The sequence below is a fragment of the Alteromonas macleodii ATCC 27126 genome, assembly GCF_000172635.2.
GTDB lineage: Bacteria > Pseudomonadota > Gammaproteobacteria > Enterobacterales > Alteromonadaceae > Alteromonas > Alteromonas macleodii.
This window is the reverse complement of the sequence record NC_018632.1, coordinates 4,024,395-4,041,549: the sequence shown is the minus strand read 5'-3', so window position 1 is coordinate 4,041,549 and position 17,155 is coordinate 4,024,395. Positions and strand designations below refer to the sequence as shown.

The window sequence follows — 17,155 nt, the reverse complement described above, 5'->3', positions numbered from 1 at the left end:
TACAACACGGCGCCGTTTTTTATGTACTTGTATTCTCGAAGCGCACTTTTTAGCAAATAAAGGTTGAGCACTAGCCCCTCCATTTTTTTTGCCTTATGCGCCAGAATTTTATTCTTCTGGGCTTTCAGGCACGCGTGCAACGCCAGATTCAATCGCAGCCTTAGATACGGCGGTAGCAATACGCTCGCATAAACGCGGATCCATAGGTTTAGGAATAATGTATTCCTTACCAAATGTCAGACTAGTACTCTTACTGGCAGCTAGTACTTCTTCTGGTACAGGCTCTTTCGTAATAGCACGAAGGGCTTCTACTGCTGCTACTTTCATTTCATCGTTGATGGCCGTTGCACGAACATCTAGCGCGCCACGGAAAATAAACGGGAAGCACAGTACGTTATTTACTTGGTTAGGGTAGTCCGAACGTCCAGTGGCCATAATAAGATCTTTACGTACTTCGTGAGCAAGTTCAGGCTTTATCTCAGGGTCTGGGTTAGAACATGCAAATACAATTGGGTTTTCAGCCATCAAGGCCAGTGTTTCTGGTGGTAAAACATCCGGTCCAGACACACCAACAAAAATATCCGCACCTTCCATTACATCTTCAAGCGTACGCTTGTCAGTATTGTTAGCAAATAGCTTTTTATGCTCAGTTAAGTCTTCGCGACGAGTATGGATAACGCCTTTTCTGTCTAGCATATAAATACGTTCGCGCTGGGCACCACACTTAATAAGCAGTTCCATACAAGCGACCGCTGCTGCACCGGCACCCATACACACAATTTTAGCGCTCTCTATGCTTTTACCCTGAATTTCCAGAGCATTAAGCATGCCCGCTGCAGTTACAATAGCGGTACCGTGCTGATCATCATGGAATACCGGAATTTTACAGCGCTTAATTAGCTCTTGTTCAATCTCAAAGCATTCAGGCGCTTTAATGTCTTCTAAGTTAATGCCGCCAAATGTGTCAGCGATATTCGCTACCGTATTAATGAACTCTTCGGTTGTACGATGCTTCACCTCAATGTCAATGGCATCCAGGCCAGCAAAGCGTTTAAACAGAAGGGCTTTACCTTCCATAACAGGTTTCGATGCCAGTGGGCCTAGGTTACCCAGCCCTAAAATCGCGGTTCCGTTACTGATAACGGCAACCAGGTTTCCTTTACCCGTGTACTTATAGGCGTTATCTGCATCTTCGGCAATTTCTCTGACCGGCTCGGCAACGCCTGGGCTATAGGCAAGAGCAAGGTCATCGACGCTGTCGGCTGGTTTAGATAACTCTACGCGGATTTTTCCAGGTGTGGGTTTGGCGTGATAGTCGAGTGCGCGTTGTCTAAAATCTGACATGTAAAAAGGTATCCTTAGATGTAGGGTTCATCGGTGTTTTCGTTCACGCTCTGTAGCTATTTTATTGTCGTTATAGTTATAGGTAGATAAACGTAAGCGCGTTACAACCAAGTAATGACAAAGTGATTATAAATAGTTGTTAGCACTAGGGCTTGTTGATCTTTGTTTTACAGCAATCATCAATAGGCCCCAAGGTGGCATGTGGAAAAGCAGACTAGGCGTTAACCTTTACTGATTTTGCTCACATACCTTAATGGATACAAGCCTCTGGTTTATGTACCCAAAAGCGCCACAAGTCTTGAAAGTCATGCATTATTCACAGAATTAATGCTCAGTATCAAAGTGCCGATCACAACTCTAACACAGCCAATCACTGTGTACATATCTGATCAGAATTCTCATATACCAATGTAGGTTAGGCATACTAATTAGACCAGTAAAATGGGGCTATAATTGCCATTCATGCTATTTATTTTGACTTGTTATAACATTCTGTAGGTCTATTGTGTGGAGGGGGAAAATAAAGCTATCAAAGGGATCTACGTTCTCATAAATGCATTGGACAGAAACCCAAATCAGGAAAATAGAACGCAGGGAGACACCTCGTTAATTCTCCATCCAATATTTCTGATAAAATCCTGTGAAAGCCCACTCAAAATTCGCGCTGAAGGCGAGGATATGACAGAAAGAAAACTAATAACCGTGCTAACCGATGTGTGTGAAAGCGTAAAATCTACCAATAATGGATTTGTTTGGCTAACTCACGTAGGACATTGGAGAGCGCCGCAAGTGATTGCCGTGTTTAATACTGAGCAGGAGAAGCAGCGGGCGTTAACTAATGGTTGGGATATAGACTTCATAAACCAAGTGAATATTGCTTTGGCGTCAATTAAGTCAGCACCCGTTGGTATTTATTTTGATAGCGAAGAAGAGTGTAAGAAAGTGAGTGGCGGCAATTGGGATAGGCATTTATCTAATGTTAAAAACCTTCACTGAGTTCAGGTTACGCTGGATGTTGTAAATTAAGCTAAAAACGTTTTCAGAAAGGCGAGTTGCAGGGCTTGTTACACTGGCTAGGTACAGGCCTGACGTAGGATAACGGCGGTAAAGCGCTGTTTGGCACACCTTGTTTGTGTGAAGCGTGAATTTTAAGCAATAAAAAAGCGCCATAAAGGCGCTTTTTTTGAACTCGATATCAGGCTTACTTTTTGCCCAATGCACCGAAACGCTTCTTGAAGCGATCAACACGACCACCAGTGTCAACGTTACGTTGCTTACCAGTGTAGAATGGGTGACATGAAGAACATACGTCTAGGTTGATGTCTTTACCAAGCGTAGAACGAATGTTCATTACGTTACCACATGAGCAAGTTGCTGTGATTTCTTCGTATTTTGGGTGGATATCTTGTTTCATTGGGTTACCTCACATAATAAGGCCGTATCGCTATACAACCCGAAGTCGCACACCATACGTTACTTAATTCAAATGATAAGTCGTTCAAAGAACAGCCTATCGCAAAAGAGCGGCGCATAATAAAGGATGGCAGGGCCTTGATCAAGCGGTTTTTGGCCAAATGCTAAACAAGAGAGCTAGACAAGGTAGCCGTATAAAAAGATAGCCTTATAAAAAGGCCAAACAAAAAACATTCCTTTTATGCTTACCTGTAAAGTATGTTTAAATATTTGTCTTTCAAGGCTGGGCCAGATGCTCTAGTGGCAAAATGTGTAGCTAGCTGTTAGCAGCTCAACTTGCTGTAACGTATAGGTCTGCAAGAAGCCTCAGTATAATTAGTTTCAACATAAGAAGCTTAGTAAGCGCATTACGCGCTGTAACAATCGTCAAATAAGGTAGATCCTTCGCAATGGCCTTTATCCAAGTTGCCGTGCCAGTGCCACTGCGCCAACTTTTCACGTATACCCACGATAACGCACTAAGTGCGGGTGTAAGAGTGGTTGTGCCTTTCGGTCCGCGCAAACTTGTGGGCGTAGTTGTTGAAACCCTACACAAACCTGAAAGCGACATTGAAAACTCCAACAAGCTAAAAGCTATTGAGTCGGTACTGGACGATAGCCCTATTATAGATGGGGTGTTGTTGAAAATGGCCCAATGGCTGTGGCAGTACTATCATCATGCGCCGGGTGAAGTGTTGCACGCCATGCTGCCTGTATTATTGCGCAAAGGCGAGTCAGCAGCGCCAACACCTCAAGACATGTTAATGCTTACCGAAGAAGGTAAGCAAACGACTGCAGACACGTTATCGCGGGCGCCTAAACAACAAGCCTGTTTTACTGCAATGGCTGGTGGTGCATTATTAGCGTCCCAAGCGCGCAAGCAGTATGGCGCACCTGCGGTCAAAGCGCTCGTCGAAAAGTCATTGATAAGCATTGAAGAAGTCGCGCCTGAATTTAAGTCAGGCAGTTGGCTTGCCTCGTTATCGGTGTCTGAAAAGCCAATTCCAGATACTGAGCAGTCGGTTGCCATTGCCGCGCTAAACCGTCAGCAGGGCAATTTCGCTGTAAGTTTGCTTGAAGGGGTTACCGGTAGCGGTAAAACGGAAGTGTACCTTCAAGCCATCGAACCCTTACTGCGCGACGGAAAACAAGTGCTTATACTTGTGCCAGAAATTGGGCTTACGCCGCAAACGGTGTCACGCTTTGAAAAGCGCTTTGGTATTGCAGTGGGCGTTTTACACTCTCAGCTTTCTGATAAAGAACGGCTACAGGTGTGGCAGCGAGCAAAAGCAGGTGAACTCGGGATAATCATCGGTACCCGTTCAGCTATTTTCACTCCGCTGCACAACCCCGGCATGCTGATTGTGGATGAAGAGCACGACGAGTCTTTTAAACAACAAGATGGACTTCGCTATCACGCCCGTGACCTAGCAGCTATGCGGGCTAAGCAGCACAATATTCCTCTTTTATTAGGCAGCGCCACGCCCGCACTCGAAACACTTAATAATGCGCTAAGCGGTCGCTATGCCCATTTGCAGTTAACTAAGCGAGCGGGAGGTGCGAAAAGCACGCATCAGCATGTGTTGGACGCGCGTGACCAACCCATTCACTACGGTATTTCGCAAGGCTTGCTAACAATAATGCGCCAGCATATCAACGCGGGAAATCAGGTATTGGTGTTTGTGAATCGCAGAGGCTATGCGCCAGCGCTGCTTTGCCATCACTGCGGCGAAACCGTCATGTGTAAGCGTTGTGACCGTCCTTATACTGTGCATAAAGCGCAGAACCGTTTACAGTGTCATCACTGCGGCGGTATGCGCTCAATGCCATCAAACTGCGAAGCGTGCCATCACAATGAATTAGTTACGGCGGGTACGGGAACAGAGCAAGTTGAGCAAGGGCTTGCAAGTTTATTTCCCGGTGTTAAACAGGTACGAATAGACAGTGATACCGTGCGGGGCAAAGATAAACTGCACCAAACACTGGATGCAATAAACCGCCAAGAGTACCAGCTTCTGGTAGGTACCCAAATACTATCAAAAGGTCACCATTTTCCGCATGTAACCTTGGTGGCGGTGCTAGATTGTGATGGTGCACTTTTTAGTGCCGATTTTAGAGCACCAGAAAAGCTCGCTCAGCTTGTAACTCAGCTTGCTGGAAGAGCAGGGCGCGCCAGTAAACCTGGTGAGATGTGGCTTCAAACACACAACCCTCATCACCCTTTGCTACAAGATTTAGTGCACAATGGCTATGGGCATTTCGCCAGACACGCTTTAATGGAGCGAAAAGCGGCAGGGCTTCCCCCATTTATTAGCCAGTTTGTCATTCGCGCAGAAGCGACCGACAGCAGTTTGGCCTATCGCTTTTTACAAGACAGTAAGCAAGTATTTCTCCAGCAGCATGCCATTGAGCTAAATGGCCCGTTTCCTTGTTTGATTGAAAAGCGGCAAGGCAGGTTTCGGTTTATGCTGGTATGCAGCCATGAAAAGCGTGCGCCGCTTCACAATGCGCTGCGTTTGGCGCTGCCATTTTTACAGGCGTTGCCACAGGCAATGAAGGTAAGGTGGTCGATAGATATTGATCCTACCGATTTCAGTTAGCTTGTTGGGTAGCAATACGTTAAAATTTCTGCAGGATTGAAGTGCAGGAAAGCTGCTTCTTCATAAAGATTTGGTATATGACGTTTTCTTACGCATACAAACAACGATAACAAGTAGGAATATTGCCGACTATGGCTCAACGCGATTATGTCTCTCGTGGACGCTCTCCTCAAAAAAAGAAGCCTGCTGGTAAAGGTAGAAAACCGGCCAGAAGCGCTCAATCAAATGCGCAATCTAACGCCCCGGTTTCTGGAAAACTTCCTATTGTGCGCCTTGTTGGCGTATTCGCATTGGTGATTGGCTTTGGTGCATTTTTGTGGTCAATAAAAGACAATGTAGAAGACGACGTGGATACACAAGCTTCACGACCTGTGGCTCCTACAGAAGAGACGTTACCTGAGCTTCCTGAAGAAGAATGGGAGTACATTAAGACCCTTCCAGGATATGAAGTAGAAGTTGAGGTCAAAGAGCAAGAAAAATCTGACAAACGCTATTTAATGCAGTGCGCCTCGTTTAGAACCCGCGCGCAGGCTGAAGAGATGAAAGCCAAAATTGCATTCCAAGGTTTAGAGGCGCTTATCAGACACAGCACTGGCAGCAACGGCGATTGGTTCCGCGTTATTCTGGGCCCTTACGATTCTAAGCGTGATGCAGAAAAAGCCAAGCACAGTCTGCGTAAAGTGAACATTGCGACATGCCAAATTTGGTACTGGAATTTATAGCAGTTTATTGTAGGTAACACTTAATGCGGTGCATACGGCGCTGAAATAGCGCGTAGAGAAAGGATGCGTTTACAAGGAAGTATCAATGAGTATTGCCATCACCGAACAACCAAATTACGCCGCTTATAGCATAGAAGAGCTTGAGGACGTTCTGGAAAATATTGATAAGCAGGCCTTTCCAGAACGCTATCAGGCAGCAAAGAATGAGCTCGCTGATAAGCGGGCAACGCTGCCACCTGAGAATGATATGGATGGCGCCCATCAAGATAAGCATTTTACTCGACCTAAATGGTCTGAGCTTCATCCAATAACACGTATCAATAACGGCGCTTTTTTAGTACTCATTGGCGCTTTGATTGTATCGGCACTCACCAACTTTATCGTGATTAACGCATGGCTAAATAATTCAACATGGGCCATTGTTTTATTTACTTTTGTTTATTGTGCCTTTTATTACCTGTCTATTTCCATCGATAAACGACAAGCGCAATTTGCGATGAAAGATTGGCGTGGAAAAGTAACAATTTTCACCATGCCGTTTTTGGGGCTTATTTTTACTTGGAATTTTATTGATAGGGCATTGCCCTACACGCTTCACTTAGCGTCCGGAAAACAAGAAACGGAACTAAAATTTGCTTATGAAAAAGGCAGCGGCTCTAAACACTGTCGACACTCACTGTTGTTAAAAGAGAGCGGTACCTTGTCAGATGGACGATTATGCTTAAATCAAAGTGAGCACCAACGCTTACCAAATAAAGGATGGGTGTATGTTAAGGGCTACGAAAGTGGTTTTGGTTTTGACATTGAAGGGTATCGATTTCGCTAAATTTCCATCTTAAATGCTTGCGTATTAATCACTTCAAATGCGATTAGTCCAAGCAAAAAAAGGTTAACTACTACCGTTACCCAATAAACCTTCATGAATGACGATTTACTACGCTTGTGCTCATACCAGTCCGCATAGATAATTACCCACTCAGCGTTTTTGATGCTAGAACCTTGTCTTTAAGCCATCTACGCGGTTGTAGAGTAGGCTATTAGCAATAGTCTAGAAAAAGCGTGTATAAACCAGCATGGCGTTAAGCGCGGTATCATCGTCTGTCAGCGGGCTATCGCTGATGCTATCGTCAAAGAAGGTGGCGCCAACTTCTAAACGAGTCATGCCGCCCAGAAACTGTCGGGTTGAGATGGCAACGCGTACTTCCGTATTGAGCGCGCTATCGCCGTTATATGCACTTCGAAATGCTGTGGCTTCTTCAGGGCGTACGCCGTAGTAATAGTCGACGTAATTGCTGTCTTGGTAGTTTACGCCTATAGACGGCTCGATCATGAAGTTATTTATTCTAAACCTTTTCCCGATACGGGCGGACGCTTGGTAGCCATCAAACTTACCAAGAATATCGGCATTGGTTGACAATGAATAAACCCAGCTACCCGTGTTGTAGTTAAGCCCAACTCCGGCCGCGTAGCTAAAATCTCTGTCGTCCATACCTGTAAATACGGCACTGTCATCTTCTTCATAACCTGCAAATATCGGGACAAGCTGAGCGTCAAGAGTAAAGCCACTTTCGCGAAAAAGTTCATAGCCAATAAATGGTCCGTAAACGCGTAACTTTTCACCGGTGTAGCCGATAATAGGAATAGGAACAACGCGATTATCAAAGTCGGTATATACATCTTGCGATGCTGCGACGCCAAAACCCCACATCCAACCCTGAGGCTGTTGAGCGCCAGCTTGTTGTGCAAAAGCAGGAGTAGAACTAACACCTACACAAGCTAGAGTTATTGCGCCAATAACGGTTTTTAAATTCATAGGTAAATTTCCTTTTTAATCAAGATACTGCTCTGCTGTGTTCTTCGATCATATTCGCTTGTGCCTATTGAGCTAAGCTGTACGTTTTTACAGCGGCTTCTGAGTGGGCAATTATCTATGCGGATTGGTATTTAACATTTGTTGGGCTAGCAATGCACCAGGCCAACCTCCCAATAAGCTTAATATATGCAGTTTTGCCTCTGAAACTCGCCGTTTTTCCTTTTTTGCAGCCGATTTGTCTATGCCGTAAAGCAACATGGTAAGCATACTTAACGCGCCATAAAAGATCGGTACTGTAGAGGGTAACTGACCTGACAATGTAAATAACGCAAGTGCACCGGAGAAAATACTCAGTACGATAACATTACGTTTTCTTTGCGAGGTTGGCTTATTGGCGCGTAAACGTTTTGCTTTGTGATCCTTGAGTAAGCTGATGTTGCAGGCGCGGTGATTACCATTTCTATCCTGCTCAACTTCATAAACAATAATGTCGCCATTAACAGGGCGCCTAGAGCGTTGTTTAAACGCTTTGATATGAGTAAACGCGCGCGTGCCTCCACCGTTAGGCTCTACAAAACCATAACCTTTAGCATCATCCCACTGTTGAATTCTTCCCTGATACTTCACTACCACTCCTTTAAAACCATAATGTAGCGTCTTCAGTGTTGCCACTTTATCTGCATTTCATTACCTAGGCATCATTTCAACTGACCATAGGCTCCATTGGCGAGAGTATGCACTCGATAAATGGCGTATTCAATAAGCACCGTATGCGCTAAGCCCATATAGTAGGCAGCTCTGAGCGCACATTCTTTTGTCTTACCCTTGAAATTAAAAAGCCTTCCCCCACTTATTTGTTATTGAATTTGAACGCTGCTGCCTTTGCTAGACGAAAAACGCAGCGGCGCCCAGCTAAACGGGGAATTAACGTGACAACGATTGTATCTGTACGACGTGGGAATCAAGTGGTAATGGCCGGTGACGGACAGGTATCACTGGGCAATACCGTAATGAAAGGTAATGCGCGCAAAGTGCGCCGTTTATACCACGACAAGATTTTAGCGGGCTTTGCTGGTGGCACGGCCGACGCATTTACGCTGTTTGAGCGCTTTGAAGCAAAGCTTGAAGCGCACCAAGGCCATTTGACCAAAGCGGCAGTAGAGCTTGCTAAAGATTGGCGGACTGACAGGGCGCTTCGCAAACTAGAGGCACTGCTTGCCGTAGCAGACGAAACCGCATCGTTTATTATTACCGGTAACGGTGATGTGGTGCAGCCAGAACAAGATCTTATCGCGATTGGCTCTGGTGGTAACTACGCTCAAGCCGCAGCTACTGCACTACTTGAAAATACAGAGCTAAGCGCAAAAGAAATTGCAGAAAAAGCGTTGACCATAGCGGGTGATATTTGCGTATTCACTAACCATAGCCAAACGGTTGATGTACTAGATTACTAAGTAATAGCTGAGTGCTGTTATCGGCTTGCTGTCGCTCGTATGAATTCGAGTACAGCAAGCGCTGTTAGAAAAGGGTTTATTCATGTCTGAAATGACACCAAGAGAAATTGTTCACGAGTTAGACCGACATATTATTGGTCAACAAGATGCTAAGCGCGCTGTATCTATTGCACTTCGAAATCGCTGGCGTCGTATGCAGCTTGAACCTGAGCTGCGCCAAGAAGTTACGCCAAAAAATATTTTGATGATTGGCCCTACGGGTGTGGGTAAAACTGAAATAGCCCGCCGTTTAGCAAAACTTGCTAACGCGCCATTCATTAAAGTTGAAGCGACTAAGTTCACCGAAGTGGGCTATGTAGGTAAAGAAGTTGAGACCATCATTCGTGATCTTGCTGATATTGCGGTGAAGATGACGAAAGAAAATGAAATGAAAAAGGTGAAATTCCGCGCAGAAGAAGCTGCGGAAGAGCGCATTTTAGACGTTTTGCTGCCTCCACCAGAAGATGCATGGGGTAATAAGGAAAACGTTGAAGATCGCGGCACGCGCCAAGCATTTCGCAAAAAGCTTCGTCAAGGCGACCTAGACGACAAAGAAATTGAAATTGACGTAGCACTTCCGCAGGTTGGCGTAGAAATTATGGCGCCTCCAGGTATGGAAGAAATGACCAATCAGCTTCAAGGCATGTTCCAGAACTTGTCGGGTTCGCAAAAGAAAAAGAAGAAGCTGAAAATTAAAGAAGCGTTCAAACTACTAATTGAAGAAGAGGCTGCACGCCTTGTGAATCAAGAAGATTTGAAAGAAAAAGCCATTGAGTCGGTAGAACAGCACGGTATTGTGTTTATCGACGAAATTGACAAAATTTGTAAGCGCGAGGGTAACTCGTCGGCTGATGTATCTCGCGAAGGTGTTCAGCGTGACTTGCTTCCACTTGTGGAAGGTTCAACGGTATCGACAAAACACGGCATGGTTAAAACTGACCATATCTTGTTTATCGCTTCGGGCGCATTCCAAATGAGCAAGCCGTCGGACCTTATTCCAGAGCTTCAGGGTCGTCTTCCAATTCGCGTTGAGCTATCTGCGCTTAAAGTCGGTGACTTCAAGCGCATTCTTACCGAGCCGAATGCGTCATTAACGCACCAGTACATTGCGCTAATGAAGACAGAAGGCGTGGATATTAGTTTCGACGATTCTGGTATACAGCGTATAGCCGAAGCGGCATGGCAGGTGAATGAGCGCACTGAAAACATTGGTGCCCGCCGTTTGCACACCGTGCTAGAGCGCCTTATGGAAGATATCTCGTTTGACGCCTCTGAAAAGAGCGGTGAGTCGTTCGTGATTGATGCAGACTACGTTAACAGCCACTTAGAAACCTTGGTAGATAACGAAGATCTGTCGCGCTTTATCTTGTAATTTAGCGCTAAGTAGAAGTTTCCCCGTTAGTTGATATGTTCAACTAACCCTTCTACATGAACAAGAGTTAAAAAGCCGACGTTAAGTCGGCTTTTTTACCATTCTACTTTTTCCCAATGGTCTTCGACTTCTTCAAGACGAATTATTTTTGCAGCTTCTTCCGCTTGGGTATTTGCTAGTAAATCAAGAAAGTAACTTACGGGATTATTCTTCTCTTGGCTTTCCATGTATAAGGCTCTTAAGGCAGCATCTGTTGTCCGTGGAATTTTTGTTTGACCTTTCTCATAACGCGCAATGGTCTGTTCATCAACACCAAAACGATTCGCCAGCATTTTTTGAGAAACATTTAATTCTACACGTAAGAATTTAAACTCATCATGAGCAAGAGGTTTGTTGGTATTAACAATTGTCTGTGCTATCGCACTATGAAGACCGTTCATATCGTCAATGCTTGTATATTCTTCACCGTCTACAACTTCAACGGTAACACCGTTTTTCAGGTATACATTTGATAACCCGCTTTCAGTGTAATGGTACATTTTACCCTCTCAACTTATCCATACAGTAATTAGAAATGACATTGGACTATCATGATGATTTTTAAGTGCAACAGTGAGTTCGATAACTTTGCCCGCAGCTAAACCTTTCAAACTAAATTTCCAGTCTCCAGAAATATCAAGATATGGCCCCTCTCTAAATACTGAGTGCTTACTTTTTAATAAAGTGATCACCTGACCTGTAGTGATTCCTCGCTCATGCATGCGCTGTTTAACATGTTTAGTCCACCGAATCCGGTGAGTATAGTTTTCTGCGAGGTCATTCATTATTTTTCTGGCAGTTTCCTCTGTAAGAGGGAATTCATTAATTCCTTGGGGATTGTGATTAGCCATGAATGCCTTTTGAAATTCATCCTATCATATTGATAGGTTGTTGGGGTGTTGTCAATGATTGCGTAAAGGCTTCTAAACAATCGCAAATTTGTATTGGAAACCCAATTAGCCTCTAAACGTCCTGCTTGCTACTACGAAGTCTTCACCAGCAGCGCTACCAATTTTTCTGTTATATCTAGACCGGTATCGTTCTCTACTTTTAGGAAGTAAGGGCTGGGGTTTGCCTCTAGAAAAAAGTATTTTCCCTTCGCACTTTTACGCCAGTCGATAGCACACCAGTGCATACCTAATGCTTTGCATATTTTGATAGCTAACTGCTTAACGTCGCCGGGGACTAGGGTCACCGATACGCTCGCATTGTCGTCATTCCTGTAATCTAATTCACTTGAGTCGATTTGTACGCTGAGTACGTCATTGCCAAGCACATAGCTTCGTACATTCACGCCTGCAATATATTTTTGAAAGGTAACAGGGCGTTCACCTAAAAGCGCATTGAGTAACGGGCGCATGTTTGGTTGTTTATTCACAAACTGCGCAGTTCGACCGCCGCGTACAGGCTTGTAAATAACGTCTCGCATATTGTTACAAAACTGCGAAGCAACCTCGGGTGCATTGCCAACAAAGGTGTAGGGAATATGTGCTCCTAGTTTGCCAGCAATACGCGATTGATAAGGTTTACACTGGTGGCTTCGAACAGCGTCGATAGAGTTCACCCATTTAATGTCGCTATAGCTGAACCAGCAAAGTAGCGTACTTGCTCGCTCTTGCTCAACCCACCCTGCGTTTTCTAGCAAAGTAGATTCACCATCATGAGGTCTATCACCTTGTGTTTGAGCATCTGCACTGGCATCGTTTTTAGCATTATCACGAGGGGCTTTTAGCGGTATGCCAGGTAGGTACTCATGCCAATAAGCGGCCTGGGTATTCGAGAACGTAACTCTAGGTTGGTCGCAAAGTGAAGGCGAATTGAAATGAATTAGCCCGTCATCGAAGTCAGGGTCATAGCTGATCTTCCAAGTAGAACCAAAATGTTGCGTATTGGCGAAATAAAAGGGCGTGTTATTTTGGTGAAGTGCTTTGGCTATATGTTGAATTTGTGGGTCTTGCTCACTGCCTAGTAGTGCGACGTGCATTTGCGTTCCTTGCTAGCGTTGTAAGTGTTCAAAGAATCTAGTAGCCCTTAAAGCAACACATGGGATACTGCCTAAACCGTATCCATGTGTTGACTTTGATAGGCGGTAAGTTACGACAAAATATCAGGTAGTTTGCCGCCGCCTTCACCAATAGCCATGGTTATGTAAACGGGCTCTTTAGGTGTTGGACCGACTACCGGCACACTTTCACTTAGGCGAGCTCGTAGTCCGCCGGATACCTCAAATAGCTGAGATTCAGCAACGGTAGCAAGCTTAGAATTTGCTGGTTGGTTCTGAGTTAATGGATGGTTTTTCATAATGTACGCTCCTTGTAGTGGCGTGGTGAGTAATGAAGTGGACACGCTTACAGCGAAGCCACTTCTTGGTAAAGGGTTCTAAAACAGCAGGCAATAAGCACAGAACGGTTGCTAATGTTGAGCTTTTTGTAAATGTTGGCGCAGTGAAATTTGACGGTCCTTTCACTGATGAATAGCTCTGAGGCAATAACCTTATTTGAGCGTCCTTCCATTATTTTGTGTGCAACTTGTAGTTCGCGTTTTGATAAACAGTCAATGGGGATAACGCTGTTCCGAGCGGTAATGCCGTTCGCATCTATTTGCATGCGTTCAGCTGCTGTCATCAATACTGCGGGTTCTCTGATTTCATGTGTTTTCATAGTGTTTCTCCTTGTTTACCTGATGTTGCGCTTCCTGTTACTTCAGTGGGAGGGCATAGATGTAAGTTGCCGTTTTCCAGACGATAAACCTTGTCTGCCATGGCAATTGATTGAGGGCGATGTGCCACAATAATTCGCGTCATATTTAGAGACTTAAGGTGATGATTTATCTGAGCCTCGTTTTCCATATCTAGGTGACTGCTTGCTTCGTCTAAAAATAAAATGTCTGGCTCTTGGTAAAGCGCTCTTGCAAGAAGCAGACGCTGTTTTTGACCACCACTTAAGCTGCTACCCATATCACCGACCAAGGAGTGGTATTGCATAGGCATTTGCATGATGTCTTCATGGATACAGGCAAGCTGAGCGACGTAAACCATTTTCTTGAGGTCGGGAGCTTCTTCAAAACAACAGATATTTTGCGCGATGGTGCCGCTTAAACAGGTATCCTCCTGAAGCACTGACGCGATGACTGGGTTTGTAGAGCTTGGGTGTTCGATATTGCCTTCTGAAACAGGGTACAGTCCCATCAGGCACTTAAGCATTGTGCTTTTTCCACAGCCGCTATCGCCTGTGATTGCGACGATCTCTCCGCTATGTACCGAGAACATTAGATTTTTAAACACCCACGCATTGGTCTCACTGTAGCGATAACTGAGCGCCGTCGCTTTAAGCGCTACAGGGCGAGTTTTGGCATCAAGAAGCGAGGGCGTACTTGCGCCATCAGGCGTTAAAACGTTAGGTGCAAGTGAGTTGGACGTGGATGAGTTGGGGACGTCTGCATTGCTAAAATGAACGTTTTGTTTTTCAAATGTATCGTCCTTAGCTTTTAACGACAGAGGCTTATGCTGTGATGGTGTAAGTAAAATGTCGCTTAAGCGGTTGAAGTGAACACCCAACATACTAAGCTCAATCAGCTTGTTAACCACGCCATCTAATGCGCTGACAAAGCGAGCTTTGTACGCCATAAATGCCAGCAGCATCCCTATCGAAAGGGTTCCTTCCATAACCAGGCTGGCACCAATATACACAACGACCAAATTTTCAGCGCCAAACAATAGCTGATTGGTCAGTGCGCTGCCTATGTTGATTTTTCCAAGAGTGATGTCTTTGTTTAGCGTGGCGACAAGCTTGTTTTGCCACTGCCCGTGGCGCTGTACTTCTTGGCTGTATACGCGAATAGGTAGGATAGCGCGTACGCTTTCCATAAAGTGACTTTGTTCTAATGCTGCAAGCGCAATGCGTTCAGTGGTAAGACGTTTAATAAACGGCAGCAGTCCAAGACGAACGGCGAGGTAGGCAAGCATGATCGCCACTACAACCAGCGTGAGTTTGGGCGAATATAAAATCATTACTGCTAGTGTGATCACTGCCATGAGGCCGTCTAACAGCGCAGTAACCAGGCCGGTGGTTAGGAACTCACGAATACTCGCCAGTGAGCCAAAGCGGGATACCACATCGCCAATATGTCGCTTGTCGAAGTAGTCCAACGGAAGCGATAATAAGTGCTTAAATACCGACGCCGACATTTGAAGCTGAAGGCGAGACGACACCGACAGAATAACGAACTTTCTTATCCCGCTAGTAAAAGTTTCTATTATTAGTAGCAGGGCAAACCCTATTGCCAGCGCTTTCAGTAATGCATCGTTGTTGTAAATCAATACATCATCTACGACTGTTTGCATGTAATAGGGTGAAGCAAGTGCAAATAACTGCAACACAATCGATAACGCAAAAAGGGTTAGAAGATTGCGCTTAAACCCTGTTGTTCTAGTGAAAAATTGACTAAGACCCAAACGTGGCGCGGACTTCTTGGGACTAAATGTGTCGCTAGGCGTGACTTCAAGTGCAATACCGGTAATGTACTTCGACGCCTCAGAATAAGTGAGTTTTCTTTCTCCAAGCGCGGGGTCGTGAATGGTAAGGGTTTTTCCCTTCACTTTAGTTAACACAACAAAGTGATTCATGTTCCAATGTAGAATTGCAGGGCAAGATAATTGCGCCAAGTGCTCCATTTCTATCTTGATGGCGCGGGTTTGGAACCCCAAATCACTGGCAATGCGCATTACGTCTTTTAACGTAGTTCCTCGTAGCGACACCGACACAGTCTGACGTAGAGCATTTAGATCACGTTTATCAGAATAGTACTGCGCAATCATAGTCATACAAGCAAGTCCACACTCAGCTGCTTCGCTTTGCAGTACAACGGGCACACGCTTTGTTGTATAAAGGATTTGCGTTGAAAGTGGGTGTGTAATGTTCATCATGATTACAGCTTCCCAGTAATGCTATACAGTGGTTCCATTAACCACTCCATCAACGTACGTTGACTTAAATCTACGTCTGCAGAAAATGTCATCCCAGCTTTCAGTGAAATATTGTTTCCATAAGCCAAGATTTCTTTTGTATTTAGCGTTGCAGTAACAAGATAAGCGGGTTCACTAATCGAAATAGGGATGTCGGTAAGCTCACCAGGCAGCACCAACGAAGGTGAAATGTTCACTATCTCGCCTGACTGCACACCAAATTTTTGATAAGGAAATGCGTCGTATCGAATATGCAGGGCTTGGCCTTTGCGTAAAAATCCAGCAGACCGCACGGGAACTGCAATACGCGCTTGAATGTCGGCATTTTTAGGCAGTAAGGTAAGAAGCGGGCGAGAGCTATCGATGGTATATCCCGCCTTTACTTGAAGGCCGGATATCACGCCATTGTGAGGCGCATAAATCGTTTCTTCTGCGTTACTCTTGTGACTTACTATTTGCTGCGTGAGATCGCTCAAGGTGTTCTCCACGTTTGCCATTTCATTGGCCTGCTGTTGAGGCAAAGTGGCAAGTTCATGGTGGAGAGCAGCGATATTCGCCTTTTCGTCATTTTGGTCTTTTTTGGCCAACGTAAGCTGTTGTTCGGCGGTCAATCTTTGTAGCGTATGGTTTTCATAGTCTGCTTGGCTAATGTGCCCTTGATTAAGTAAGGTTTGCGCTTTCTCCCACTGCTTTAGTGCTAGTGCCCACTGGGTTTGCGACAATTCAACGATGGCGTCTAAAGCCGTTAATGCCCGTTTGGCTTGGCTCAGTTGTTCTTCTAAGCCTTGTCGCTGCGCTCTATGCAACACATCAAGACGTTGAATACTTTGACGTGTTCGATGCTGCTTTGCTTCAAGCTCAGCGAGCAACTGCGTGCTAACTTTATTACCTGATGCATCATCGCTACTGTAGTTGATCTTAATTAGCGGCGCGCCCTTACTCACTAATTGACCTTCACTGACCAATACATCAAGTACTTTGCCGCGCCTTGCATCGGCATAGAGCTTAAAAACGCCATGACTGGGTTCCAGCCATCCACTCACTGATGCCTTTCGTGCGTAGCTTCCCGTATTTAGATAAATAATCACTGCCAAAACCCAGACCACAAGCAGGCCAGCTATTGCAGAATAAACAGGTTTTGGGGTCATTAAAAAACGTCCATCAACAGCATTTGATTGCTCATCAATGACTTCCTTTCTAAACAGTCCTGTTCTCATCTCCATTCCTTTTTTGTTTATGCATTTGCGTTGCAGTGCTTATCTAACTTTGTTTGGGTCACGTTAAAGGTATCTGGCCGCCACTTCCGTTTAGGCTTTTTCTCCTTGGCATCACAGTCCTTGACGCCTCCGTTTTGTTA

The 17,155-nt window shown here is 45.0% G+C and carries 17 protein-coding genes; 6 read left to right on the top strand and 11 right to left on the bottom strand.

The window, feature by feature from the left end:
• Nucleotides 1-108: 108 nt before the first annotated feature.
• Complete coding sequence (locus MASE_RS17205; RefSeq protein ID WP_014950978.1) at nucleotides 109-1,344, bottom strand: malic enzyme-like NAD(P)-binding protein; 1,236 nt, start codon at nucleotides 1,342-1,344, stop codon at nucleotides 109-111.
• Between the two features lie 678 nt (nucleotides 1,345-2,022).
• Here MASE_RS17205 and MASE_RS17200 point away from each other — a divergent pair.
• Nucleotides 2,023-2,340, top strand: coding sequence for a hypothetical protein (locus MASE_RS17200; RefSeq protein WP_039226843.1), 318 nt, complete (start codon nucleotides 2,023-2,025; stop codon nucleotides 2,338-2,340).
• Nucleotides 2,341-2,545: 205 nt separating this feature from the next.
• On the opposite strand, the gene rpmE is transcribed toward MASE_RS17200, so the two are convergent.
• A complete protein-coding gene (gene rpmE / locus MASE_RS17190) occupies nucleotides 2,546-2,758 on the bottom strand; it encodes a 50S ribosomal protein L31 (RefSeq protein ID WP_014950975.1) in 213 nt (70 codons plus the stop codon).
• A gap of 448 nt (nucleotides 2,759-3,206) precedes the next feature.
• Between rpmE and priA the strand changes: the two genes are divergently transcribed.
• From priA to MASE_RS17175, 3 genes are all read left to right on the top strand, one after another.
• A complete protein-coding gene (priA, locus tag MASE_RS17185; protein ID WP_014950974.1) occupies nucleotides 3,207-5,396 on the top strand; it encodes a primosomal protein N' in 2,190 nt (729 codons plus the stop codon).
• Nucleotides 5,397-5,527: 131 nt separating this feature from the next.
• Entirely contained in the window at nucleotides 5,528-6,118 is a 591-nt protein-coding gene (locus tag MASE_RS17180) for a cbb3-type cytochrome oxidase assembly protein (protein ID WP_014950973.1), read from the top strand.
• A gap of 85 nt (nucleotides 6,119-6,203) precedes the next feature.
• Nucleotides 6,204-6,944, top strand: a complete 741-nt coding sequence (locus tag MASE_RS17175; protein WP_014950972.1) for a hypothetical protein — start codon at nucleotides 6,204-6,206, stop codon at nucleotides 6,942-6,944.
• A 222-nt stretch (nucleotides 6,945-7,166) separates the two neighbouring features.
• Here the strand turns inward: MASE_RS17175 and MASE_RS17170 are convergent, their stop codons facing one another.
• Nucleotides 7,167-7,931 (bottom strand): MipA/OmpV family protein, encoded by a 765-nt coding sequence (locus tag MASE_RS17170; protein WP_014950971.1) that lies wholly within the window; start codon nucleotides 7,929-7,931, stop codon nucleotides 7,167-7,169.
• A 111-nt stretch (nucleotides 7,932-8,042) separates the two neighbouring features.
• Complete coding sequence (locus MASE_RS17165; protein ID WP_014950970.1) at nucleotides 8,043-8,558, bottom strand: DUF1294 domain-containing protein; 516 nt, start codon at nucleotides 8,556-8,558, stop codon at nucleotides 8,043-8,045.
• A 302-nt stretch (nucleotides 8,559-8,860) separates the two neighbouring features.
• On the opposite strand from MASE_RS17165, the gene hslV reads away from it, so the two are divergent.
• Both hslV and hslU read left to right on the top strand, forming a co-directional pair.
• A complete protein-coding gene (gene hslV / locus MASE_RS17160; RefSeq protein ID WP_014950969.1) occupies nucleotides 8,861-9,385 on the top strand; it encodes an ATP-dependent protease subunit HslV in 525 nt (174 codons plus the stop codon).
• A gap of 82 nt (nucleotides 9,386-9,467) precedes the next feature.
• The gene (gene hslU, locus MASE_RS17155) at nucleotides 9,468-10,796 is read left to right on the top strand and encodes an HslU--HslV peptidase ATPase subunit (RefSeq protein WP_014950968.1); all 1,329 of its coding nucleotides are present in this window, start codon (nucleotides 9,468-9,470) and stop codon (nucleotides 10,794-10,796) included.
• A gap of 95 nt (nucleotides 10,797-10,891) precedes the next feature.
• Here the strand turns inward: hslU and MASE_RS17150 are convergent, their stop codons facing one another.
• The 7 genes from MASE_RS17150 to MASE_RS17120 form a co-directional block, all read right to left on the bottom strand.
• Nucleotides 10,892-11,335 carry a helix-turn-helix domain-containing protein gene (locus MASE_RS17150; protein WP_014950967.1) on the bottom strand — a complete coding sequence of 148 codons (444 nt, stop codon included), beginning with the start codon at nucleotides 11,333-11,335 and terminating at the stop codon, nucleotides 10,892-10,894.
• Nucleotides 11,336-11,344: 9 nt separating this feature from the next.
• Nucleotides 11,345-11,686, bottom strand: a complete 342-nt coding sequence (locus tag MASE_RS17145) for a DUF4258 domain-containing protein (protein WP_014950966.1) — start codon at nucleotides 11,684-11,686, stop codon at nucleotides 11,345-11,347.
• Between the two features lie 131 nt (nucleotides 11,687-11,817).
• Nucleotides 11,818-12,819, bottom strand: coding sequence for an ATP-grasp domain-containing protein (locus tag MASE_RS17140; RefSeq protein ID WP_014950965.1), 1,002 nt, complete (start codon nucleotides 12,817-12,819; stop codon nucleotides 11,818-11,820).
• A gap of 110 nt (nucleotides 12,820-12,929) precedes the next feature.
• Nucleotides 12,930-13,136: a hypothetical protein gene (locus MASE_RS17135; RefSeq protein ID WP_014950964.1), complete on the bottom strand. Its 207-nt coding sequence runs from the start codon at nucleotides 13,134-13,136 to the stop codon at nucleotides 12,930-12,932.
• A gap of 47 nt (nucleotides 13,137-13,183) precedes the next feature.
• On the bottom strand, nucleotides 13,184-13,495 hold the full coding sequence (locus MASE_RS17130; RefSeq protein WP_014950963.1) for a helix-turn-helix domain-containing protein: 312 nt from the start codon (nucleotides 13,493-13,495) through the stop codon (nucleotides 13,184-13,186).
• On the bottom strand, nucleotides 13,492-15,759 hold the full coding sequence (locus MASE_RS17125; protein ID WP_014950962.1) for a peptidase domain-containing ABC transporter: 2,268 nt from the start codon (nucleotides 15,757-15,759) through the stop codon (nucleotides 13,492-13,494). The genes MASE_RS17130 and MASE_RS17125 overlap by 4 nt, the downstream gene beginning before the upstream one ends.
• A 2-nt stretch (nucleotides 15,760-15,761) precedes the next feature.
• Nucleotides 15,762-17,015, bottom strand: a complete 1,254-nt coding sequence (locus MASE_RS17120) for an HlyD family secretion protein (protein WP_014950961.1) — start codon at nucleotides 17,013-17,015, stop codon at nucleotides 15,762-15,764.
• Between the last annotated feature and the right edge of the window lie 140 nt (nucleotides 17,016-17,155).